Source organism: Candidatus Sordicultor fermentans, from assembly GCF_012728195.1.
Lineage (GTDB): Bacteria > Atribacterota > Atribacteria > Atribacterales > Caldatribacteriaceae > Sordicultor > Sordicultor fermentans.
In genome coordinates this window covers 1-24,089 of record NZ_JAAYFP010000129.1, presented here as the reverse complement: position 1 = coordinate 24,089, position 24,089 = coordinate 1, and the positions used below count along the sequence as shown (strand labels likewise).

Sequence of the window (24,089 nt, the reverse complement as noted above, 5' to 3'; positions counted from 1 at the left end):
ATAGGGACAGCTTTTAGTCTGCGCCTGACTATGATTTTTGTTCCCCTATTTCTCATTTTGATGTTTTTATTTCAGCAATGGTTAGCTACAATAGGTAGAAGAAGTGCTATGGTTTTTGATAGCTATCAAAAACCATAGCATCCAGCAAAACTGGTTAAAATGTTAAAAACTTTAAAAAGTAAATTATATTGGAAGTCAAAAACTCAAGGTTGCTATGCTGGGACGATTTTCCCCAGCGTTATAAGTTTGTAGTTTTTCAATCTGTTGTGCTTTTTAGTCTTACGCCGTAGGCTGTTTGTTTTTTTCTTTTGGGGGTTATGAGGGGGTTTACCCCCTCATAGTCATTGTAATGGATTTTGTGGTTAACTATAATGGAAATGAGGTAATGAGATATGAACGATATTCAATACTGGGAAGAAAAACTAGATAGTTTTGATTATGAAGAGCGTTGGAATGCTTTTTTGAAATTAGTGGAAAAAGCTAAAAAAGGGGAGATAATCCTTCCCCCTCCTTCTCCTCGAGTTAATCTTCATTTTCACACCTTCTTTTCTTTTAATGCTTATGGTTATTCACCTTTACACGTCATTTGGAAAGCCAAAGAGCTGGGTTTGAGCATGGCGGGAAGCGTGGATTTTGATGTTCTTGATGCAGTGCCTGAATTTCAGCGAGGAGGGCTGGAAGTAGGTTTGCCCTTTTCCTCAGGTATTGAAACTCGAGTTCATCTTCCGGAGTTTCCCGATAAGGAGTTTAGTTCTCCCCATGAACCGGGGGTGGCTTATTATATGGGTAATGGTTTTACCCGCCTTCCTGATAAAGGTAGTGAAATAGAGCAAATTCTTTTGAGTCTAAAAAAAATTGCCCAGACCAGAAATCAGAAAGTAATAGAAAAAGTCAATGCTTACTTAGGTAAAGTGCAAATTGACTACCAAGAGGATTTGTTACCTCTTACCCCCTCCGGCAACCCCACCGAGAGACATATAGTTCTTGCTTATGCTCTAAAAAGTGAAGCTTTGATCCCCGATGAAGAGGAAAGAGCAAAGTTCTGGGGAGAAAAATTGGCTATGGAAAAAGAAGAAGTTAAGAAACTCTTCCGGGATAAAGCTACTTTTTATGACTTTATCCGCAGTAAGCTCATCAAATTTGGAGGGGTGGGTTATGTAAAACCTGATGCCGGGGATTTTCCGTCGCGATCGGAAGTTAATAAAATGATTTGGGGGTTAGGAGCTATACCTTCTTTTTCTTGGTTAGATGGGACTAATAGTGGAGAAAGAGACCCGGAAATGCTCTTGGAATTTTGTTTGGCTAATGGCGTAGAGACTATCTTTCTCATTCCCGACCGAGCCTGGAATATCCCTTGCGAGGAAGAAAGAAAGATAAAATTAGCTAAGCTCTATGAAATAGTAGAAGAAACAAAAAAAAGAGATATGCCTGTTTTTGTGGGAACAGAGCTTAATCGTTATGGGCAAAAATTGGTTGATGACTTTGACTCTCCCTATCTTGAACCTCTTGCCCCTCACTTTTTAGAGAGTGCCTGGGTTCTGTGGGGACACGTAGTTATGGAGATGAGCTCTCGGAGAGGTTATACAAGCGATTGGGCTAAAGAAAATTTCTCCAACCGGCGGAAGAGAAATAAATTTTTTGCCTCTTTAGGGAAAAACACTCCTGCTGAAGAAAAGGCAATTAAACAAGTGGGAGAGGAATCTACTTCTCGCTTGCTTCAGCAATTTGGAGAGTAGTTATGGTTGTGGTAGTCACTCCTAACCCTTGCGTGGATAAAACTTTGTTTATTAAAGAGAACCACTGGGGAGAAAAAATCCCGGTTCAAGAGATGCAAGAAGTGGCGGGAGGAAAAGGTTCTAATGTATCTCGAGTTCTTAAAACCTGGGGTGAGGAGGCAAAACATCTTTTATTTTTAGGAGGTTATACCGGGAATAGAGTTAAAGAATTATTAGAAGAAGAAAAAATCGATACCTATCCGGTAGAAATTGAATCCTTTACCCGAGTGGTTACCACTGTAGTGGATGAGAGATGGCAACAAACTGCATATTTTGAGCCCGACCCCCAAGTAAAAGATGAAGAATTAGAGAATTTTATCACCTGCTTTCGGGAGCTGGAAAAAGAGGGAGAAATTTTTTTATTCTGTGGAAGTGTTCCTCCCTCTATTCCTTCGGTATATCGAGAGTTAGGAAAGAGGGTAAGCTCGGGGAAGAAAGTTATAATAGATAGTAGAGGAGAGGCGCTCAGATTAGCTTTAGACACCTCTCCTTGGCTTTTAAAGATGAATTGGGAAGAGGCAGAAACTACCTGGGGAAGAAAAATAGAAAGCCAAGAAGATTTGAAGCAATTTTTTGACTTTATCTCATCTCCCGGAAGCGAGAAAATCATCCTTACTCGAGGAGAAAAGGGAGTAATATTAAAAGATGGAGGAGAAATCTATTTTGCTTTATCTCCTCGGGTTCGAACAGTGAATCCAGTAGGTTCTGGTGATGCTTTTTTAGGCGCTTTTGTTTATGCTCTTCAAGCAGGGTTGAGCCTTGTAGAATGTTTGCGCTGGGGAGCAGCAGCAGGGGCTTGTAATGCCCGAGTTTGGGATGTTTGTCGATTAGAAAAAAAGGAAGTAGAAGAGATGAAAGAAAAAGTAATAGTGGAGAAAGATTTATAGTTAAAGACAGTTTACGCCGTAAACTGTAAAAGCAAAATAGATAAAAAAGCTAAAAACTATAACGCTGGGGGAAAGTACCCCCAGCGTGCTTGCGGCGCTAAAAACAAAAAATTAAAGACAGGATACAAAAACAAAAGATTACTGAAGAAGTTATAGTATCCCTAATGTTTTACTGTCGTTTGACTTTCGACATAATTTGCTTTTTGAAGTTTTAGCAGTTTAACAGATTTTGCGGGATACTATAACTTCATTGTGGTAGAATAAATTAAAAGCTTTTTAAGGAGGTAAGAAAATGGCTGAATTTTTAAATCCTTTCAGCGGTCTAACTCCCGATAAGAAAATGAGTTTATCAGAACTCATCCGGGCTATTCGTCTTAGTATAGCAGCAGAAGAGGAAGCCATTCATCTTTATACTGCTCAAGCCGATGCTACCGACCATCCTCTGGCCAAGAAAGTATTACTCGATATTGCTGACGAGGAACGAGTTCATGCTGGGGAGTTTTTGCGTTTGCTGCAAATTCTTACTCAGGATGAAGACCAGTTCCTGGCTGAGGGAAAACAAGAGGTGGAGGAAATGCGAGAAGAACTGTATCAAGAAGGAAAAATTGTAGAGGGAGAGCCTCCTACTGTGGGACCTCTCAAAGAGAGCTGAAAGGAGGGTAAGAGATGGCTAATAAATACTTAAGTCGGGAAGATGCTCCTTTAACCCCTCAAGTTTGGGAATTGCTGGATAGAACCATGATAGAGGTGGCTAAAGCTTATCTTTCGGGGAGACGAATCCTTTCCTGGGAAGGTCCTTTTGGTTTAGGACTAAAATTCGTCTCTTTGTCTAATATTTCAGAGGGAGAAGGGGTTTCACTGAGCCAGGCTCTTTCTTTAGTGGAAATCCAGAGGTCTTTCCGGTTGAGAAAAATGGATTTAGCCAATTATGAAAGAGAAAGAGTGACTATAGACTTAACGCCTCTTGTTGAAGCTACTCGGGAATGCGCTCGCCAGGAAGACGAGATTATTTTTCAAGGACTGACGGGTATTCCCGGTCTTCTGACTGTTACAGGAAGCCAAAAAATGAAACTGTCTTCCTGGGAAGAGACAGGTGAAGCGGCAAATGATATCATTCAGGCTGTTACCCTTCTTGATGAGGGAGGATTTCATGGCCCCTATACTCTGGCTTTAGCACCAAAGCGCTACAATCTCCTTTTGCGGATTTATAGTCAGGGAGCTAAAACAGAACTGGAACATCTGAAGGAAATAGTAGGAGATGGGGTAGTAAAGGCTCCTTTCCTCAAAAAGGGAGGAGTAATATTAGATTCTAACAAAAACTATGTTTCCTTAGTGGTGGGTCAGGATATGACTGTAGGATTTATCGGGCCTGAGGAAGGAGATTTAGTTTTCAATATCTCTGAGAGCATAGTTCCTCTTATCCGGGAACCTCAAGCTATTGGTATTCTGGAAGAATAAGTGGCAAAAATCAAGAATTGTACACCCTGTAAGTCCGCAGGGAGACAATTACAATTGTCTCCCTGCCTAAAGCAAGATTGTTTTGCGAAGCATTCAACGGGTTTCAACTGACTGAAGACTTCTGGCATCTTTCGTTATCTCCCTTTCTTTTATTAGTAGGTTAATTTGCTTTGCTCTTTGCTCTGAGTTATTTTCTGTTATAATTTATAAAAAAATAATGGGAGAGATAAAATCTTGAACTACGGGGTTTTTGGTCAAACGGGTTGAACAGTAAGAGAAGTCAGTTTTGCGCCTGGGCTATTGGAAGTGGATTAGGAAAGGTAGAAGAAGAGGCTATCTGAGTAGCATTACGTGCTGTTTCTTCACTTTTATTTTCAGTTATAATCGGGAAGGCTTGAATGCTCTTGTGGATAGAAGTTTCTCTAACTTGGGTGCAGAAGCTATAGGCCTTTTGCAGCTCCGTTCCTTTCTGTAGAACTTTACTGTAACTCTGAAGCTTTTGATATACTGGATGAAATAGTTAAAGGGAAATGAATTCTTATGTTTCCCGAAGTTGCTACGGTTATTCCCGGAGCTAAAGACCCAGAACAAGTCGAGAAAACTCTTGAGCATCGGAACTTTCTCTGTTTTTGAGGAGGTTGCGGAGAAAATAGCGGAGATTCACAATAATTATGTTAAAGAAGAAGTCCACTACTGGTGGTAAAATAAAGGATTAAAGCGGAGTCTCCGGGGTTTTAGAATTAAACTACGAAGAGGAAGTAGAAAATGAAAGAATTGGAATTTCAAGAGATAGTTCAACAGGTAGAAAAGGCATTAGAAGAGCTGAATATAATCAGTCCCCAACTACTTAGAGAGAAAATGTTAGAAGCTTTAGCAGCTGAAGACAATGATTTAGCTCGAGAAATGTTATCACAGGTAATGGAAAATTACGTGGTAGCGGAAGAGCGACATCTTCCTCTCTGCCAGGATACGGGAATGGTGATGGCTAAAGTGGAAAAAGGAGAAGAAATAAGAATTAAGGGAGGAAGCTTGCGCCAGGCACTGGATGAGGCTATAAGGAGAGCTTATAAAAATAATTATTTTCGAAAGTCCATAATGTCTGACCCTTTCTTTGGTAAGAATACTGGAGATAATACTCCAGGCGTTTATTTCTTTGAACTAGAAGAAGGAGATGAGCTTCGCATAGATCTTCTGGTTAAGGGTGGAGGATGCGATAATATCAGCTCTTTGGGAATTTTAGAACCGGGTAGCAAACCAGAAGAGGTAGAGAGATTTGTTCTCAGGGAGCTGGATACAAAGGGAGGGCAAGCTTGCCCTCCTCTTATTGTAGGAGTAGGAATAGGTGGTAATGCTCCCTATGCTCTTTATCTCGCATCTCGAGCTTTATCCCGCCCTCTAGGAGAAGCCAATCCCGACCCTCGCTATCGGGAATTAGAGGAAAAATGGCGAGAAGATATCAACCGACTGGGAATTGGTCCTCAAGGAGTGGGAGGAAAGACTACCTGTCTAGAAGTCCGAATAGAAACCTATCCTTGTCATATAGCCAGTTTCCCGGTGGGTTTAGTGTGCAGCTGTCATGTTTTCCGTCAGAAAACCTTGAAATGGTGAAGCAAATGGAAGGGAAGAAAGAAGTAATTCTAAAAACTCCTCTTTCGGTGGAAGAGATTAAATTTTTGCGAGCAGGTGATAAAGTTCATTTAAATGGAGTTGTCTACGTGGCTCGTGATTTAACTCATCAACGCCTGATAGAGGACCTGGAAAAAGGGAAAGAACTTCCCTTTTCTTTTTCGGGATCAGTTATTTATTATGCTGGTCCCACTCCTGCTCGCCGAGGAGAGATAATAGGGTCAATTGGTCCCACCACCAGTAGCCGAATGGATAAATATCTGGAATATTTTCTGCAAAAAGGTTTGCGGGCGACCATTGGAAAGGGGGAGAGAAGAGAGGAAGTGAAGGAACTTTTAGAGAAATATGGAGCCCTTTATTTACTGGCTTGCGGAGGAGCAGCAGCTTATCTTTCCACTTTTGTAGTAGAAAAAGAAGTGTTGGATTACGAAGACCTGGGAGCTCAAGCTCTTTTGCGCTTGAAAGTGGAACAATTTCCCCTTTTGGTAGCTTATGATGCTCAAGGAGGAGATATTTTTAAAGAGGGGAAAATAAAATATCGTAATCTTGCTTTATATAATGAATACTGATATAAGGGAGGTTGTAAAAAATGTTCTGGGATATAATCTTTCTTATCCTCATTTTTAGTATTTACCTGCCTGCTTTGCAGAAGAAGATGATTGAGCAGCAAAGAATGGCAGCGATTAAGAGTTTGGAGAGAAAAAGGAGATCGCGGGTAATTGCCATGATCCACAGGCAAGAATCAGTTAGCTTTTTAGGTCTACCTATAGCACGCTATATTAATATTGAGGATTCAGAAAAAATATTGCGAGCTATTCATCTTACTCCTGAGGATATGCCCATTGATTTGATTCTCCACACTCCCGGAGGGCTGGTACTTGCTGCTCAACAAATTGCTTGTGCTATAAAAAGGCACCCGGCTAAAGTTACAGTGTTTATTCCTCATTACGCTATGTCGGGAGGAACGCTGATTGCTCTGGCAGCAGATGAGATAATTATGGATCCCAATGCTGTTTTAGGACCTGTCGATCCTCAAATAGGTACAGTTCAAGCTCAATACCCGGCTGCCTCGATTTTAAAAGCTCTGGAAGAGCCTAACCCCAATCGGGATGATCAAACCTTAATTTTAGGTGATATTGCTCGCAAAGCTATTAATCAGGTTTATCAGGTAGTTTTAAATTTAGTTGATGAACGTCTTCCTGAGGAAAAAGCCCGGGAGTTAGCCAGGATTTTGTCCGAGGGTCGATGGACTCACGATTTTCCCATTACTTTAGAGATGGCAAAAGAATTAGGACTTCCAGTGCAAGAGGGTTTACCAGACGAGATTTACCAGCTTATGGACCTTTATCCTCAACCACAACAGCAACGGCCTTCCGTGGAGTATGTTCCTGCTCCTTATGCTCCTCACCGTCGACCCACAGGAGGAAAAGAAAAAGTTGAGTAAAGGATGTGAATATTATGGGTAAGAAGTTAATCATTACTGAGAAACCTGGTGTGGCTCAGGATATAGCCCGTGCTTTGGGTAAAATGAAGAAGAAGAAGGAATACTGGGAGAATGAAGATTATATTGTTACGTGGGCAGTTGGACACTTAGTGACTTTAGCTGAACCAGAAGATTATGATAAAAAACTGAAAATGTGGCGTCTTGCTCTGTTACCGGTTGTGCCGGATGAATTTAAGCTGAAAGCCATAGAAGGAGCAGAAGAAAGGTTAGAGGTTATCAAAAAACTCATTAATTCTAAAGAAGTGGAAGTGATAATAAATGCTTGTGATGCAGGTAGAGAAGGAGAGCTAATCTTCCGCTATATTTATGAATTTTTAGCGGGTAGCAAACCAGTTTACCGCCTTTGGCTTTCTTCTATGACTCAAGAGGCTATAAAAGAGGCTTTTTCCCATCTTAAACCCGGAGATGATTATGAACTTTTAGCTCAGGCAGCCAAGTGTCGTTCAGAGGGGGATTGGTTGGTAGGCATCAATGGCACTCGAGTGTTTACTGCTCGCTATAAAACTCTGCTTTCTGTAGGAAGAGTGCAAACTCCTACTCTGGCTATTTTGGTTGAAAGAGAAAGAGAAATAGAAAAATTTGTTCCCGTTCCTTACTGGGAAATATTCGCTGAATTCTCTTCCCCCTCTGGTTCTTACCGGGGGAAATGGGAAAAAAAGGAAGACCGAGTTTGGGAGAAGGAGAAAGCTCAATCAATAGTAAATAAAGTTAAAGGTCAAGAGGGGAAAGTAGCTGAATACAAGGAGCGTAAGGTTAAAGAACCTCACCCTCTTCTCTATGACCTTACTGAATTACAAAGAGATGCCAATAAACTTTTTGGTTATTCAGCTAAACGCACTCTGGATAGTGCTCAAAGACTCTATGAGCGTCATAAACTGATAACTTACCCTCGCACCAACTCTCGCTATCTTTCTCCTGATTTAATTTCCCAGGTAGAGAAGTGCTGGCGTATGTTAGCAGAGTGTGATTTTGCAGAATGGGTAAAGGAAGAATTTCCTCGAGGGAAAGCTCTAAAGGATAAAAGAATATTTGACAAAAGCAAAGTTTCCGACCACCATGCCATTATCCCCACCGGGGAGAAAATTGATTGGGAAAGTTTAAGTGAAAATGACAGTAGAATCATGAATTTAATCGTAAAAAGATTTATTGCCTCTTTTTATCCTGAAGCAGTTTGGGTTCATCGTAGTATCAAAACTGTGGTGGAGGATGAGAAATTTGTTAGCAAATCTAAAGTTCTTCTGGAGGCAGGTTGGAGGGCAATTTATGGAAAAGAAGAGGGAGAGGAAGAAGACTTCTTACCCGCAGTTGAAAAGGGAACTACAGTGAAAACGGAAAAAGCCTGGATGGAAGAAAAAGAAACCAAAGCCCCTCCTCGCTATACTGAAGCTACTCTTTTGTCAGCTATGGAGGGAGCAGGCCGGTTTGTAGAGGATGAAGAGCTACAGGAAATATTGAAAGAGGGAGGTATTGGTACTCCAGCCACCCGGGCAGCCATAATTGAACGATTAATACAAGTAGGTTATGTGGAAAGGAGTGGTAAAACCCTTATACCCACTCCCAAAGGGAAAGAGTTAATAAATTTGATAGAAAATATACCAGTTCCCGAGCTATCATCTCCTCAACTTACCGGAGAATGGGAAAAAAAGCTCAACCAGATTGAGAAAGGGGAATTCTCTCGAGATACCTTCATGGAGGAAATTAGAAAATTTACAGTGGAAATGGTAGAAAAAGTTAAAAGTATGGAGGACCGGGGAGAAAGAGAAAAGATGTCTATGCCTGTTGGGAACTGTCCCCTTTGTGGAGCTCCAGTCCATGAAAATCGTAAATCTTTTAGCTGCTCCCGATGGAAAGAAGGTTGCCCATTTACCATTTGGAAGAAGATAGCGGGAAGATTTATTAACCGCCAGGAAGCTCAAAAATTAATTACCACGGGTAGAACGGACAAGCTTTACGGCTTTAAGTCCCGTAAAGGCAAGAAGTTTTCTGCTTATCTGGTTCTTCAGGAAGAAGGGAAGGTAGAATTTGAATTTTCTACCCGAGAAGCTTCCTCCGGTGTTTCCTAACACTTTTAAGAAGTTTTTTAGGAAACCAGGATGTAGATGTCAAAAAAATCGATTATAATAGTGCAGGAATTGATTTGATGCTTTCACTAATTATACGAGAGGCGGAAAGAGAGAACAGTTGAGTAAGTTTGTAATCCGAGGCTCAAAACCTTTACAAGGAGAAGTACAGATAGGAGGAGCTAAAAACGCCGCTTTACCCATTTTAGCAGCAACCTTATTAGCTGATTCTCCTTCTTTAATTAAAAATGTTCCCCATCTTTTAGATGTAGAGACCATGTTCTCAGTTCTGGAAAGTTTAGGGTGTAAAGTGGAAAAGGTGGGAGAACATGCCTACCGGATTTCTCCTGCTTTATACAATACCAGTGAAGCTCCTTATGAACTGATTCGTAAAATGAGAGCTTCTTTCCTGGTGACCGGTCCTCTTATTGCCCGTCATGGCCGCGCTCAAGTTCCTCTTCCTGGAGGGTGTGCTATTGGTTCTCGCCCTATTGACCTTCATCTTAAAGGTTTTAGCCATTTGGGAGTAGAAATATCCATGCACTCTGGTTACGTAGAAGCATGGGCATCTCAGCTCCATGAAGGAGAAGTTTACTTCGATTTTCCCAGTGTAGGAGCAACGGAAAATGTTATGATGCTGGCTGCTACTATCGAGGGAGAAACGGTTATATCTAATGCAGCTTGTGAGCCAGAAGTGGTGGATCTGGCTAATTTCATTTCTTTAATGGGAGCAGAAATCGAAGGAGCAGGCACTGATACTATAGTCGTGAGAGGTACTAAAAATTTGCATGGGTGTGAATATACTATTATTAATGATAGAATTGAAGCAGGTACTTTTTGTGTAGCGGCAGCTATCACCCGGGGTAGGGTAGAGATAAAAGGAGTAGAATACTCTTCTCTTCGCTCGGTAATTACTAAATTAGAAGAGATTGGAGCGGTGGTAGAAAGAAAAGGGGAAGACAGCATCTTTGTGATCTCAGAGAATAGACCTAAGGCCGCTAATATTAAAACTATGCCTTATCCTGGTTTTCCTACTGATATGCAGGCTCAGTTTATGGCTCTTCTTTCTTTAGCAGAAGGCGTAAGTGTGATTACTGAAACAGTTTTTGAGAGTCGTTTTGCTCACGTGGGAGAACTGGAAAGAATGGGGGCTAAAATTCGAGTGGAAGGAAGAAGCGCAGTGGTTACTGGGGTAGAAAAATTGGCTGGAACTCAAGTTACTGCTCCTGATCTTCGAGCCGGAGCAGCCTTGGTTCTGGCTGGTCTAGCTGCCGAAGGAGAAACTGAAGTGTATGGAGTTTTACATATCGACCGAGGTTATGAAAACTTAGAAACCAAGCTTCGCTCTTTAGGAGCTTCTATAGATAGGTGTGATGAATAAAACGGGAGGAATTATTTATGTGGAATAAGAGATTAGGAATTGATCTGGGTACTGCTACCACTTTGATTTACGTTTACGGGAAGGGTATAGTTTTGAACGAGCCATCAGTGGTGGCTATATCCAAAAATACTAACGAGATTTTAGCTATTGGTAGAGAGGCCTGGGAAATGATTGGTAAAACTCCCGAATATATAGTAGCTCATCGTCCTCTTCGGGAAGGAGTAATTAGTGATTATGAAGTTACTCGGAGAATGCTCACTTACTTTATTCAACAGGTATGTGGTAAGAGTCTCTTTAAACCTGATGTGGTGGTGTGCACTCCTTCGGGAGGAACAGGAGTAGAAAAAAGAGCAGTACTGGACGCTGCATATCGAGCGGGAGCAAGAAGAGCCTACCTTATAGAGGAGCCTATGGCTGCTGCTTTAGGTGCGGGTATAGATATCACTGGCTCTTCGGGGAGCATGGTGATTGACATTGGTGGAGGTACTACTGATATTGCTGTTCTTTCCCTGGGAGGGGTGGTAGCCAGTCAATCGGTAAGAGTTGCTGGAGATCAATTAGATGAGGCTATAACTAAACATTTACGGAAGAAATTTAACCTCCTGATAGGGGAAAAAACGGCGGAGGTTATTAAAATCGAAATTGGCTGGGCAGTTCCTCCTAAAGAAGAAAAAACTCTTAAAGTTAAGGGTAGAGATTTAGTTTCTGGTTTGCCAAAGGAAATCTCTCTTACTTCTTCAGAAATATATAAATGTTTGAGTGAACAGCTTTCCTCTATAATAGAAGCAGCTCGGTCGGTGCTGGAAAAAACCCCTCCAGAAATAGCTGCTGATATTGGAGAAAAAGGTATCTGTTTAACCGGAGGAGGGTCTCTTTTACGAGGAATAGATGAGATGCTCAGTAAAGCCTTGGGCACCCCGGTATATGTTGCAGAAGACCCCATTTCCTGTGTAGCTTTAGGAGCGGGTAAAGTATTAGATTACCTGAAATTGCTAAGAGATGGACTCCTCTATACTAAAAGGGAGAAGTAATTAGAATTGATTGCTCAGTTTAAGAGACGGCGCTGGTTTATTCTGATTCTTACCTGTTTTCTCCTGGGGCTATCTTTCCCGGTAGAAAGCGCTTCTATCTCTTATTTTCCTTTTTCTCAAATTAAAAGAGGCATGAAGGCGGTAGGTAAGACCGTTTTTTATGGTACTGAAGTTGAAGATTTTCAGCTGGAAGTAATGGATGTAGTGGAAGGAAAGAAAGTAGAAGAAAGCTACTTTGTGGTTAAGGTAACAGACAAAAAACTTGAGGAAATGGGTGGAATATCGGCGGGGATGAGTGGTTCTCCGATTTTTATCCGGGGTAAAATAGCCGGAGCTCTTTCTTATAGCTGGGAAACCAAAGATAACCTGGTAGGAGTGGTGACACCCATAGAGGCTATGCTTCCTTTGTGGGAGGAAGATTTGTGGGAGGAGGAAGCTATTCAGGGGGAAGAGGTGATCCAGGAGGAAAAGCCTATTTCTTTTTCCCCTCTTGTTCCTGAGTCAACGATTTTCGTTTTGGGTTTGGGAGAAAGAGCTAGTAGTGGAGTAGCTAACAAATTGAGAGAGCGCTTCTGCCTGAAAGAGATTTTTACTGTTCCTGTACTTTCGTGGGGTAAAAAAAGAACTTCAGAGAATGATTCTTTGCAACCTGGAAGTGCCATAGGCATTCAATTGGTGAGGGGAGATGCTGAAGTAATGAGTATTGGGACTCTTACCTTACGCGATGAAGATCGGATATTAGCTTTAGGACACCCCTTTTTGCATCGAGGGGAGGCCAATTATTTTCTTTCCTCAGTATATGTGAATTTCAGTTTGCAAGGAGCCAATCTACCTTTCAAAGTGGGAAAGGTAATAAAAGAGGTAGGGATTATTGATCAAGACCGGAGTGCCGGGGTAGCAGGCAAGATAGGAGTAATGCCAGAGGTAAGTAAAATTGTAATTAAGGTCAGGAATGAAGGTAAAGAGGAAAGAGAATACAGCTTTGAAGTGGTGAGGGATGAAGATATATTAGTAGATATGCTACCTGAGCTGGTTTTAGACGCTATTGATCGGAGTATAGATTCTCAAATGTCCGGTAGCGCAAATGTCAATCTTAACCTGGAAGGAGAAGACTTTTCCTGGCAGGAAGAGTTTTTTTGGATAAGCGATTCAGATATTGCTAGTGCCACTTCCAGTGGCTTAGGAGAGGTATTCAAAACTATTTTGAATAATCCTTGTCGAAAGCTCAATTTAAGTGAGGTGAGTATAGAAGTAGATGTAATCTCCGGTATTCAACATGCCTGGCTTACTTCTTTAGATTTACCCAAAGTTATTGGACGGAACAAAGAAATGGAAGGAAAAGTAAATTTGTTTCTCTGGCGGGAAGGAGAGAGGGGCGTTAGCTTTCCTTTTCTTGTACCAGCAGATTTTCTACCTGGTGCAGCAGAGATTACTGTCAGAGGTAAAAGCAGTGGTAATCTGGAATTGGAGACTAATAAAGAAGAAGCAAGTTTCTCTTCCTCTCTTTATGATTATTTGCAGAAGCGATTAGATAACCTTCATAGCGAAGGGTTGGTAGTAGAGATATTCAGCAAAGCAGGTTCTTTTCCGCAAGATGAGAAAGTTTACTTTACTCAATGGGTGGGTCTTCCTCTGATTTTAGAAGGAAGTGTTTCTGAGGAAGTGTGGATTAGATAAGTTGAGAAAGTGGGCTCTGCTTGGGCTTTGTTTTTTTTTGAGTTTTTGTTTTATTTGGTTTTATGGTCAAAAAAGAGTAATTGATTACTTTACTATCCGGTTTCCTTCTGAACTGGAGAAGAAAGTAAAAAGCGAAATAAATATCGAAAAGTTTTCCTTTCGCTTTCCTAACCAGCTCCGATTGCAGGGAGTTAGTGGGAGGGGAGAAGATTTCTCTTTTTTTGTTTCTAGAGCTATTTTGCAATGGGACTGGCGGTATTTCTTTGGTGCTTCACCTTCTGAGAAAGCCTTTTATTTGTTCTTAGAAGAAGTAGAATTGTCTTCTTCTCAGAAATTTCTTCAAAAATTACCTTCTTTTTCTCTTTCTTTTCTTCCCCCGGGAGAGATAAAAATCAAAAAGATAAAATCGCTTCAGTTTTCTGGGGAAGAGGTTTCCTTAAGAAAGGATAGAGAGGGTAAACTATCTTTGGGAATTTCTCTTCCTTCCGGGAGAGTGGAGGGTATTTTCCGGGAGGGAGATAACCTCCACTTTAACTTTAACCTGGTATCAAGTAATTTACCCTTTCAGGGGGAAGTATACTGGGATATGAAAGATGGTAAAGTGGAAGGGAAAGTTTCTTCCCCTTACAACTTAAGTTTTAAAGCTATTCTTTCTTTTACCGAGGAGAATATGGTTTTTTCTCCTCTTGAGTTATGGGAGACAGAAGAAAACAGATGTCTTTTTCGAGGAGAAGGGAAAATAAAAAACGATCTTTCTTTCCTAGAAGGAGAGGGTGAAATTTATCTGGGAGAAGAAAAGAATTTTTTGGATATAGCAATGGATATGAGTCTTTCATCTCCTCTCTGGAGGGGAAAATTTTCTCTCTGGGGAAATAGAATGGATATAAAGGGTGGGGTTTCCTTCTTAGAAAGAAGTGTTTTAGCTTTTAATATAGATTCAGGTTCTTCTTTCGAAGGATTAGAATTAAAAGAAGAGATGCAAGCTATAACTTCTTGGGAAAAAGGAAATATTGAAATTAATATACTTGATACTTTGGTAAAATTTAATAGGTCTCTGGATTGGGAAGGAGAGGGAAATTTTCAAGGGGTAATAAATAAAGAGGGACAGGAGTGGAAAGGTCATCTAACTTGGAGGGGTGGTTATCTTCAGATGGGTGATTTTTTGGTAAGTGAACCCCTGTTAAATGTAGAATTAGGGCAAAATGGAAAAACGGTATTGTATGGTGAAGGAAATTGGGGAGGAGGAAAAATAACTCTCTCTGGAGAAGTTTTCTCGGGTCATCTTTCCCTCCAGGGTGATTTCCAGAGCATAGAAGTGGAGCACCTTGTAGAAGGAATGGATTTTCCATTAAAGGGTTGGGTCTCTGGGGAGTGGAAAAGAGAAGAGGATAAATCAATTTTCCTCTCTCTGAAAGAAGGGAAACTATTTTGGGAAGATTGGTGTCTGGGTGCAATAGAGAAAGGAGAGATTGAATTTTCTCCTTCTGTTCTAATATTTCGTGATTTATATCTCCGGCATGGAGAGGGGGTTATCCTGGGGAATTTAGAGAAGAAGAGGGAAAGTTGGGAAGGAGAAATAGAGGTAAAAGATTACCCTGTTTCTTATTCTTTGGAAGAGGAAAACATAGAATTATCGCTGAATGGAAATGTAGTGGTAAAAAGCGAAGACTTGTTCCTTTCCCTTTTTTCTCCTTTCTGGAAAATAGGAAAGATGGAAGGTAAAGAATTTTCTTTAGCAGGAAAAGTAGAAGATGGTGGAATAGAAATAGAAGATTTCTCCTGTGATTGGGAGGAGGGACACCTCTTTCTAAAAGGCAAGGTTGATCCCTACCGAGAGGTTAATCTCAAGGGAGAAATTCAAAATCTGGAAATACCTTCTTACTGGGATATAGAAGGGAATTTAGAAAAAATTTTCCTCTCCCTCTCTGGTTCCTGGGACGAAGTTATTTTTCTTATTGAAGGAGAGGGCAAGAACTTTTTTTGGCAGGGAGAACCCTGGGGAGATTATTTTCATCTTTTGCTCCGAGGTAAAGCTCCTCTTCCTCAAAAAGGTGAAACATCATTTCTTACTGACTATTTAAATCCTCAGCTTCTTCAGGAGGGAACAATAGAAGTAAGAGGGATAAACTTAGAACAACTAATGGGGAAAGCTTTTTCCTATCCTGTTTCGGGAATGACCGATGTAGTAATTAACCTGGATACTCAGAAAAACCTGTGGTTTTTCTACTCGGAAAGACTTTCTTTCGTGGTACAGGATTTCCATTTTCAGGGAAAATTGGAAGGAAATTATGATGGAGAAGATTTAGTTGTTAACGAGTTGTTTTTCCAGGAATTGACAGGGGGTTTGGAGGTAGGAGGAAGTTTAAAATGGGAAGGAAAGACAAAAACGCTAGTTGGAGAAATAAAAGGGAAAGTGGATCGCTCCTTTTCTATTCCTTATGGAGTGCTACAATTGAGAGGAGAAGCCAATATTGCTATTTCTGGTGATGAAGAAAAACCTCTCTGGCAAGGAGAAGTGGAGGGGGAGGGTGAGATTTGGCGAGAGGGAAAGAAATATGCTGATTTTAACAATGTACGAGGAATAATAAAGGAAGGGGAAATTCAGCTCGGAAGTGGGAGCTTGCATATCGCTGGTCTTAATTGGATAATAGAAGGAGTTATTTCTCGAGAAGAGTCTGAGATTCATCTTTCAGGAGGTGGAAAATTAGAAATACCAGAAGAGAATGTGGGGCTATCTAGAGTCGAGAGTAATGTTGTAATTAGAGCCTGTGATGGAATAATAAATCTCCAGGGGGAAGCGAAAATTTTCGATGGCTGGGGAGATTTTACCAAAGGAGGGGATACTGAAAATTACTCTTCTCTTCTTTCTCAACTAGAAGAGAAATTAGAAGAACTGCCCCTTTCCTTGGAACTTACCCTTTATACTGCTAATAAATTGAGAGTAAAAACTCGCTTTTTAGATTTGGAGATGGAAGGAAGACTCAAAATTTGGGGAGGAAGCGGGAGAATCAACGGGGAGGGTAAGCTAGAAGTGGTGGAAGGAAACTATGATTTGGTGTTGAGAAAAATTCCCATTAGAGGATATATCACCTTTAGTCCTCTTTATGGGTTGAATCCTCGAGTAAATTTGTATGGAGAAGAGGAGATAGGAGGTTATCATATTTTTCTGGAGGCTATGGGCCCTGTAGATAATTATAAGTTAATTTTAAAATCAGAACCTCTCCTTGAAGAAGAGGAAATTCTTTCTTTGCTTTTTCTAGGAGAAAAAGATGCCTATCTCTCTCTGGATAACCTTAATTGGCAACCTCTTCTCTGGAAATTGGGGCAATTTTTATTAGGGAAAGATTTTTTTTCCAAGGGTGGACTTTTTGATGGAGTAGAGATAAAATTTCCCGGTTCAGATTATTCTGACTTTTATGGCTTAAGATTGGAGAAAAGTATTGGTGAAAATTACTTTATAGGTTATACTCAAGATTTGAGTGGTGAGGGTAATTCTTCCTGGGATTTCAAAATAAACTTTGATAAAGAATGGTCTCTGAAAATGGAGGGAGACACTGAAGGAGAAATTAACTGGATGCTTGAATTTAACACTAAATTTTGATAGTGGAGGAGGGTTGTAAATTGGTTCAGAAAAAAATTAAAAGGTTGTTTTGGGGATTGGTATTTTTGTTAGTATTGGGAATGGGAGGAATGGTTTATGCTCAAACTGTTTCTCCACCGGTAGTAGCTATTCGAGTAGAAGGCAATGAAAACATAAGCGAACAATTGATTTTATCTGCTGTATATACCTCTCTTAAGGAACCTTATAACCCCGAAAAAGTGCAAGCGGACGTTAAATCTATTTATGATCTGGGGTATTTCTCTAAAGTATGGGTAGAAACCAAAGAATACCCTGATGGTATAGAGCTAATTTTTAAGGTGCAAGAGTTTCCCCCGGTTAAAGAAATTAACATTTCTGGTAACACCGCCTTAAGTTATGATGAAATTAGAAAAGTTATGATTCTATCTCCAGGTCAGATTATGAATTGGAAAATATTTCAACATGATTTGGAGCGCATAAAAGCGCTTTATACTGATAATGGTTTTTTAATAACAGCAGTAGAAGAAATCAATTTTAGCGAAGAAGGAGTTCTAAGTTTTACCATTAAAGAAGGAATAGTGGAGGCGGTGGAATTTGAAGGCTTAGAAAAAACCAAAGAATATGTTTTGCGCCGAGAATTAACTTTTGAGCCTCCCCTGGTTTTTGACTTTTCTAAAGTTCAGGAGAGCTTGAGAGCCATTTATAATCTGGGCTTTTTTGAGGATGTGTCTATGAAATTGGAGCCCGGTAGTGATCGAGACCATGTGATAGTCAAAGTCAAAGTGGAAGAAAAGCTGACTGGTGAGGCAGGATTGGGAGTGGGGTATAACAGTGAGAGGGGTTGGTTGGGCTACATACGTTATCAGGAATCTAACTTAGGAGGAAATGCACAACGAGTGGAGCTAAGATATGAATATGGTACTCGCACTCTTTATCGTTTCTTATTTGAAGAGCCCTGGCTTTTTAATGAACCCATTTATTTTAATCTGGCTGCATATGATCAGGTAGAGGAGAAGAAAGAATGGGTAAATCATGAGGTAGTCGGTAAGTATGAAGAAGAAAGGGTGGGAGGATATATTACTTTAGGAGGAAAAATAAGGGAAGATTGGGGATGGCGACTACGCTATAAATCTGAGGATGTGGACATTAATGTTTTAGAAGGTAATCCTCCCGATGGAGGAGGAAAAACTAATTCTCTAACTCCTATAGTGTTTTATGATACTCGAGATGTAATAGATAACCCCCACGAAGGTTGGTATGGAACGTTACAGGCGGAGTTAGCAGGGGGATTCTTAGGCGGTGACCATGATTATAATAAATACATTTTAGACTTAAGAAATTATATTGAAACAGGAGAAGATACGGTTTTGGCTTTACGCTTTTTGGGGGGCATAGCCGATACTGAATTACCCAGTTACGAGAAGTTTTCCGTAGGAGGAGTAAGTACCTTGCGGGGTTATGATTTGTTCGAGTTTGAAGGAGATAAAATGCTGATTTTTAATCTGGAGTACCGCTGGGAGGTTTCTGAAGGTACGCAGCTGGTATTTTTTGGTGATGCGGGTTATGCCTGGCCTCTTTTTCATGATATAAGCTGGGATGAGATTAAAACTGGTTATGGAGTAGGAGTAAGGTTTGACACTCCCATTGGGCCAGTGCGTCTGGACTATGGTATTGGAGAAGCTGGTGGGCAAACCTACTTTAGTATTGGGCAGACTTTTTGAGAGAAATTTAAAACACAATAGAAAGGAAGAAGATCGATGCGAAGAAGCAACTCTTTAGTCGGGTTAATTTTGATAGCAATAGCGATTTTGGTGATTGCTATTCCTGGTTGGGCAGCGGAAAAAGCCACGGTGGGTTTGATAGATATCAACAAGATTCTTGATGCTCATCCTAATACTCAGAAAATATTAGATGCGGAGAAAAAACTACAGGAAGAAATGGAAAAAAGACAAACCGAGTTGAATGAGAAAGGAAAGGGTAAAACTCGGGAAGAGGTACAGAAATTAGAAGAAGAAATGAATGCTGAATGGGCTCCGGTTAGAGATCAAATTTTGAAAGAGCGGCAGGATTTGATAAACCAGAGGTATAGCGATGTAATTGCAGCGGTTAAAAAAGTGGCCGAGTCTCAAAAACTTACTCTGGTTATTCGGAGTGAATTGCGTATACCCGTTTCCCAAAATGAGCTATTGGAAATGCCTATTGTTTTTTATGGAGGAATAGATATCACTGACCAGGTGATAGAGGAAATTAAAAATATAGTTGCTGCTCCAGGAGAATAGAAGGCTTTGAAACTGAAGGAGATTGCCGAATTAGTGGGGGGAAGCTTAATAGGTGACCCCCACTGGGAAGTAAAAGGCATAAAAGAACCAGGAGAGGCACAAGAGGATGATTTAATTCTTTTTTACCATTTCCCCTATTTGGAGAAAGTGCTTTTTTCTTCTGCTAAGGCGGTGATAACTAAGCCGGGGATGGAAGGTAAGCTAAAAGGCAAAAATGTGATATTGGTAGATAATCCTCGTTACGCTTTTTCTAAGTTGGTTCCTTACTTTTTCCCCTCCTATTTTCCGGAAAAAGGGGTTCATCCTCAAGCTTTTATTCACCCTCAAGCTTTCCTGGGTAAAAATGTTTCGATAGGTCCTTTTGTTGTAGCAGAAGAAGGAGCAACCATAGGAGATGATACTGTTATTTTTCCTCAGGTTTACCTAGGAAGAAATACTCAGGTGGGTAAAGGGTGTATTTTTTACCCTCAGGTAGTGGTGAGAGAAAATTGTTGGATTGGAGATCGGGTAATTCTTCACAGTGGAGTGGTAATAGGGGCAGATGGTTTTGGTTACGAGAGAGCGAAAAACAATTATTACAAAATTCCTCAAGTAGGAAAGGTAGTAATTGAAGAGGATGTAGAAATAGGGGCGAATTCTACTGTGGATCGAGCTACTCTGGGAGTAACCAGAATTGGCGCTGGTTCTAAGATTGACAATCTGGTTATGATTGCTCACAACGTGAAGATAGGTAAAAACGTGGTTATAGTAGCTCAATCGGGTGTGGCAGGAAGCACAGAAGTGGGAGACGATGTAGTAATGGGAGCTCAAAGTGGGATAATAGACCATCGTCGAGTGGGTAAGGGAGTACAGATGGCCGCTCGAACGGTGGTAACAACTAATATTCCCGATGATGTAATTATTTCTGGTTTTCCTGCTCAAGAACATAAAAAAGAGTTAAAAGAAAAGGCTCTAATCAGGAAGCTTCCTGAGCTCTGGGAAAAAATAAAAAATCTGGAGAAGACGGTAAGTAAGCAGGTTAAAAGATGAGTTCAGTGGTTTTACAAAGAACTCTGGCTTCTCCTTGCACTGTTGAAGGGATAGGCTTGCATAGTGGAAAATCGGTAAAGGTCACTCTTCTCCCTGCTTCTGAAAATAGTGGTATTTTTTTCAGAGTTGGGAAAACAATTATTCCTGCTACCATACAACATGTGGAAGACACTCCTCGTTGCACGACGCTTAAGAAGGGGGAAAAGCAAATATCTACAATAGAACACTTTCTTGCTGCTTGCTGGGGCAGCAAGATAGATAATCTAGAAGTGGAAGTAGAGGGGGAAGAACTTCCTGGAGGGGACGGGAGTTCTATTTTCTGGTTTAATATTTTCCGGGAAGCTGGCTTTCAAGTTCAATCATCTCCTCGGGAGTATTTAGTTCTGGAGAATAGCATTAAAATAGGGGAAAATCATCATTATCTTTTTGCTTTTCCTGATGATGAGTTTCGAGCATGGTATTTTCTGGATGGAGGAGAGAGCTATCATTTTTCTCAAGCGATGGAATTTTCCGAGAGCGATAATAGTTTTAGCAAACTTCTTTCTGCTCGCACTTTCGCTTTTTCCTGGGAAGTGAAAGAAATTTTACGAAGAGGATGGGGGAAAGGAGTAAGGGAAAAAGCTTTCATTCTGGATGAAAAAGGGGAAAGCTCTGTTCCTCTGCGCTTTCCCGGGGAAGCTGCTGGACATAAAATTTTAGACTTAATAGGAGACTTAATGCTTGCAGGAAAAAGGATTAAAGGATATTTCATAGGTATTCGTTCCGGTCATACTCTAAACAGAGAAATGGTAAGAATGATGATGGAGGACAGGAAGTGAAGAAGATTGATTCCACAGCCAGGATCGGGAAAGAGGTAGTGCTTGAAGAAGGAGTAGAGATCGGTCCTTACTCTATTTTAAAAGGGGAAATAAAAGTTGGCGCTCATACCAAAATTGGTGCTTTCACCGTTATAGAAGGCAATGTGGAAATTGGTTCTCACTGTAACATTGGTCACCATGTAGTAATTGGTACTCCTCCGCAAGACCTATCTTACCAGGGAGAGAAAACTCAAGTAATAATTGGGGAAAGAACTACTCTTCGAGAATTTGTAACTGTTCATAGAGCCACTGGAGAAGGAAAAGCAACTTCTATTGGTGATGATTGTTTTATTATGGCTTACTGTCATATTGCTCATAATTGTTATTTAGGAAACGGGATTACTATGGCTAACAATTCCACTCTGGCCGGTTACGTGGAAATTGAGGATTTAGCCACTTTGAGTGGTTGGGTAGGAGTTCATCAATTTGTGCGTCTTGGAAAGTTAGTTATGATAGGGGGTCTTTCCAAAGTGGTTATGGACATCCCTCCTTATACATTAGCTGATGGTCATCCGGCCAGGATTTTCGGCTTGAACTTGGTGGGGATGAAAAGAAGGGGAATAGAAGGAAAAAAAAGGGAAGAAATTCACCAGATATATGATTTGATTTATCACAGTAATCTCTCTCGTTCTAAAGCTCTTGAAGAATTAAAGAGGAGTACTTTTGATCCTCAATTAGTAGAGGAAATTGTTGGTTTTTGGGAAAAGAGTAAAAGAGGAGTTGCCCGGTGGGCAAAAGGAAGGAAAAATAGCGATGAAGAGAATACTTCTTTTAGCTGGTGAGGGTAATATTCCTCTTTTAGTCTATAAAAAAGCTCAAGAAGAAGGAGAAGTTTTAGTTTTAAGCTCTCTTTCTTTGTCCCCTCCTGAAGGACTGGAGCCTGATTTATGGATAGATGGTTTGTCTTTAGCTCAGGTATTAGAAATTGTGCAACAGGAGAAAATAACTCATATATGCCTGGCAGGCAAAGTTCCTAAAAATTTAGTTTTCGAAGAAAATGTGCTTCACGAAGAATTGGAAAGGCTATTTTTTTCTATTCCTAAATGGCAGGATCAGGCTCTTTTACAAGCTGTGCTTACAAAATTTCAAGAAAAAGTTGAGTTGATTTCTCCTCTCTTTTTCTTGAAAGAGTACCTCACCCCCCCGGGGAAAATAGCAGGGAGAGATCCATCGCCAGAGGAGTGGAAAGATATTTCCTATGGAGTTCGAATTGCCCGTTTTTTGGCTGATGAAGAAATTGGACAAACCGTGGTAGTGAAACGCGGGACAGTACTAGCTCTGGAGGGAGCAGAAGGAACAGATGAAACCATTAAGCGGGGAGTTTCCCTGGGCAAAGAAGTAGTGGTAGTTAAAATGGCCCGTAGTCAGCAAAGTTTTCTGATCGATATTCCAGCGATAGGAGAGAAGACCGTCCAGTGTCTTAAAAACGGAGGAATCATTGCTCTCGAGGCGGGAAAGACTTTCCTTCTGGACCGGGAAAACATAGAAGAAGAAGCAAGAAATTTGGGAGTGGGAATAGTAGGGATTAATTGAATGGGCAAGGTTTTTGTTTCTATTGGTGATGTTTCTGGCGATTACTACGGGGGAGAAATAATTTATCTTCTTCGGCAAAAAAGCGAAGAAACAGAATTTTTAGCTCTGGGAGGAGAAAAAAGCGAAAAAGCCGGTGCCCGACTTCTTTACCCTACGGTTTTTCTCTCTACCGTGGGTTTGTGGGAAGTGTTGTCTACTTTGGGAGAATGGAAGAAAGTTTGGCGTTTATCTCAAGAAGCAATAGAGAGAGAGCATCCTGACGTAGTATTATTAATTGATAATCCTGGTTTTAACCTCCGATTAGCTTCTTTTTGTCACAAGAAAAAAATTCCTGTGATTTATTTTGTTCCTCCTCAGGTGTGGGCGTGGGGGAGGAAAAGAGCTTCACGTCTTTCTCAATGTGCAGATTGGATTTTAACTATTTTCCCATGGGAGGTGGATTACTTCCAGGGAGGTAGAGCTCAGGTAGAATGGGTAGGGCATCCTGCCACCCATCTTATTCCTCAAGCCCAATTTTCCCGTTTGGAAGGGGATAAAAAGAGGATAATCCTTTTACCTGGTAGTCGGAAAAAAGAAATTATTAATTATTTGACAGTGATTAAAAAATTTATTCCACTTCTCTTGAGAGAGAGAGAAGCAGAATTTACCATGATTGCTGCCTCACAAGAAATACAAAAGCTTTTAGAGAAGGAAATGGTTGATTTTCCAGTGACTATAAAAGAGAGAAAAGAGCTACTTTCCGTCCTGCCAGGTAGTTCTTTAGCTATATCCTCTTCTGGAACTATAACTCTAGAAGTGGCTCTGGCAGGAGTTCCTCAAATCATAGTTTACCGGGTGGCTTTCTTAACTTTTCTTTTAGCTCGACTGTTGATGGAAAAAACCTTTATAGGTTTGCCAAACATTGTGATGGAAGAAGAAATATCTCCTGAATTAATCGGCAGGGATTTTTCTTCTTCTCGTCTTCTCAGGGAGGTAGAAAAAATATTAAGTGATTCAAGGTCGGGGGAAAAGGCTCTCGAATTTTCTCTAAAAATCAGGGAAAAATTGAATCGAGGAAATCCTTTTGAAGAAGTAGCTCAGGTGGTGTCAGAATATCTCTGACCATTCTTTATTGCCCGTAACTGTGAATAGCCAGGAAAAGTATATTATTGATTGTACTCACTTTTACATGATCTTTTGCATCAGCTTTTTTCCTCCTCGAGGATGGGTTTATTTCTCTCCTTTCCCGTATTAGTACCGGTTGAGAGGAAGAAGTGATAAATGGCGGTTATTTTAAATGATTGCGAAAGGTAGATTTGTACACAGATTCTTCTTTTCCGAAGATTAGGAAAAAATCCCTTTTTAGGGTAAAATAGTGGAAGGAAGAAATTAGCTGAGGGGCGGAAGCGGATTTCTCTTTCTATGTATGAACT

The 24,089-nt window shown here is 40.6% G+C and carries 19 protein-coding genes; all 19 read left to right on the top strand.

Annotated elements, in window-relative coordinates; all coding sequences use genetic code 11:
- Positions 1-392 precede the first annotated feature (392 nt).
- The 19 genes from GXZ17_RS06945 to lpxB all read left to right on the top strand — a co-directional run bounded on the left by GXZ17_RS06945 (position 393) and on the right by lpxB (position 23,778).
- On the top strand, positions 393-1,736 hold the full coding sequence (locus tag GXZ17_RS06945) for a hypothetical protein (RefSeq protein ID WP_409376567.1): 1,344 nt from the start codon (positions 393-395) through the stop codon (positions 1,734-1,736).
- A gap of 2 nt (positions 1,737-1,738) precedes the next feature.
- Positions 1,739-2,662, top strand: coding sequence for a 1-phosphofructokinase family hexose kinase (locus GXZ17_RS06940; RefSeq protein ID WP_409376566.1), 924 nt, complete (start codon positions 1,739-1,741; stop codon positions 2,660-2,662).
- A gap of 292 nt (positions 2,663-2,954) precedes the next feature.
- The gene (locus GXZ17_RS06935; RefSeq protein ID WP_409376565.1) at positions 2,955-3,314 is read left to right on the top strand and encodes a ferritin family protein; all 360 of its coding nucleotides are present in this window, start codon (positions 2,955-2,957) and stop codon (positions 3,312-3,314) included.
- A 14-nt stretch (positions 3,315-3,328) separates the two neighbouring features.
- The gene (locus GXZ17_RS06930) at positions 3,329-4,120 is read left to right on the top strand and encodes a family 1 encapsulin nanocompartment shell protein (RefSeq protein WP_409376564.1); all 792 of its coding nucleotides are present in this window, start codon (positions 3,329-3,331) and stop codon (positions 4,118-4,120) included.
- Between the two features lie 765 nt (positions 4,121-4,885).
- Positions 4,886-5,728, top strand: coding sequence for a fumarate hydratase (locus tag GXZ17_RS06925; RefSeq protein WP_409376563.1), 843 nt, complete (start codon positions 4,886-4,888; stop codon positions 5,726-5,728).
- Between the two features lie 5 nt (positions 5,729-5,733).
- Complete coding sequence (locus GXZ17_RS06920; RefSeq protein ID WP_409376562.1) at positions 5,734-6,315, top strand: FumA C-terminus/TtdB family hydratase beta subunit; 582 nt, start codon at positions 5,734-5,736, stop codon at positions 6,313-6,315.
- A gap of 20 nt (positions 6,316-6,335) precedes the next feature.
- Positions 6,336-7,190, top strand: coding sequence for an SDH family Clp fold serine proteinase (locus GXZ17_RS06915; RefSeq protein ID WP_409376561.1), 855 nt, complete (start codon positions 6,336-6,338; stop codon positions 7,188-7,190).
- A gap of 14 nt (positions 7,191-7,204) precedes the next feature.
- The gene (locus GXZ17_RS06910) at positions 7,205-9,313 is read left to right on the top strand and encodes a DNA topoisomerase 3 (RefSeq protein WP_409376560.1); all 2,109 of its coding nucleotides are present in this window, start codon (positions 7,205-7,207) and stop codon (positions 9,311-9,313) included.
- Positions 9,314-9,431: 118 nt separating this feature from the next.
- Entirely contained in the window at positions 9,432-10,691 is a 1,260-nt protein-coding gene (gene murA, locus GXZ17_RS06905) for a UDP-N-acetylglucosamine 1-carboxyvinyltransferase (RefSeq protein ID WP_409376559.1), read from the top strand.
- A gap of 17 nt (positions 10,692-10,708) precedes the next feature.
- Entirely contained in the window at positions 10,709-11,722 is a 1,014-nt protein-coding gene (locus tag GXZ17_RS06900) for a rod shape-determining protein (protein ID WP_409376558.1), read from the top strand.
- Positions 11,723-11,728: 6 nt separating this feature from the next.
- Entirely contained in the window at positions 11,729-13,399 is a 1,671-nt protein-coding gene (locus GXZ17_RS06895; protein WP_409376557.1) for a SpoIVB peptidase S55 domain-containing protein, read from the top strand.
- Positions 13,371-17,000: a translocation/assembly module TamB domain-containing protein gene (locus tag GXZ17_RS06890; protein ID WP_409376556.1), complete on the top strand. Its 3,630-nt coding sequence runs from the start codon at positions 13,371-13,373 to the stop codon at positions 16,998-17,000. Before GXZ17_RS06895 ends, GXZ17_RS06890 begins: the two co-directional genes overlap by 29 nt.
- Before the next feature lie 20 nt (positions 17,001-17,020).
- Positions 17,021-18,700, top strand: a complete 1,680-nt coding sequence (locus tag GXZ17_RS06885) for an outer membrane protein assembly factor (RefSeq protein ID WP_409376555.1) — start codon at positions 17,021-17,023, stop codon at positions 18,698-18,700.
- Between the two features lie 36 nt (positions 18,701-18,736).
- A complete protein-coding gene (locus GXZ17_RS06880; protein WP_409376554.1) occupies positions 18,737-19,258 on the top strand; it encodes an OmpH family outer membrane protein in 522 nt (173 codons plus the stop codon).
- 6 nt (positions 19,259-19,264) lie between these two features.
- A complete protein-coding gene (gene lpxD, locus GXZ17_RS06875; protein ID WP_409376553.1) occupies positions 19,265-20,287 on the top strand; it encodes a UDP-3-O-(3-hydroxymyristoyl)glucosamine N-acyltransferase in 1,023 nt (340 codons plus the stop codon).
- A complete protein-coding gene (gene lpxC / locus GXZ17_RS06870; protein ID WP_409376552.1) occupies positions 20,284-21,105 on the top strand; it encodes a UDP-3-O-acyl-N-acetylglucosamine deacetylase in 822 nt (273 codons plus the stop codon). The genes lpxD and lpxC overlap by 4 nt, the downstream gene beginning before the upstream one ends.
- Positions 21,102-21,926 (top strand): acyl-ACP--UDP-N-acetylglucosamine O-acyltransferase, encoded by an 825-nt coding sequence (lpxA, locus tag GXZ17_RS06865; RefSeq protein ID WP_409376551.1) that lies wholly within the window; start codon positions 21,102-21,104, stop codon positions 21,924-21,926. Before lpxC ends, lpxA begins: the two co-directional genes overlap by 4 nt.
- Entirely contained in the window at positions 21,835-22,677 is an 843-nt protein-coding gene (locus GXZ17_RS06860) for an LpxI family protein (protein WP_409376550.1), read from the top strand. The genes lpxA and GXZ17_RS06860 overlap by 92 nt, the downstream gene beginning before the upstream one ends.
- Complete coding sequence (gene lpxB / locus GXZ17_RS06855; RefSeq protein WP_409376549.1) at positions 22,678-23,778, top strand: lipid-A-disaccharide synthase; 1,101 nt, start codon at positions 22,678-22,680, stop codon at positions 23,776-23,778.
- Positions 23,779-24,089 lie beyond the last annotated feature (311 nt).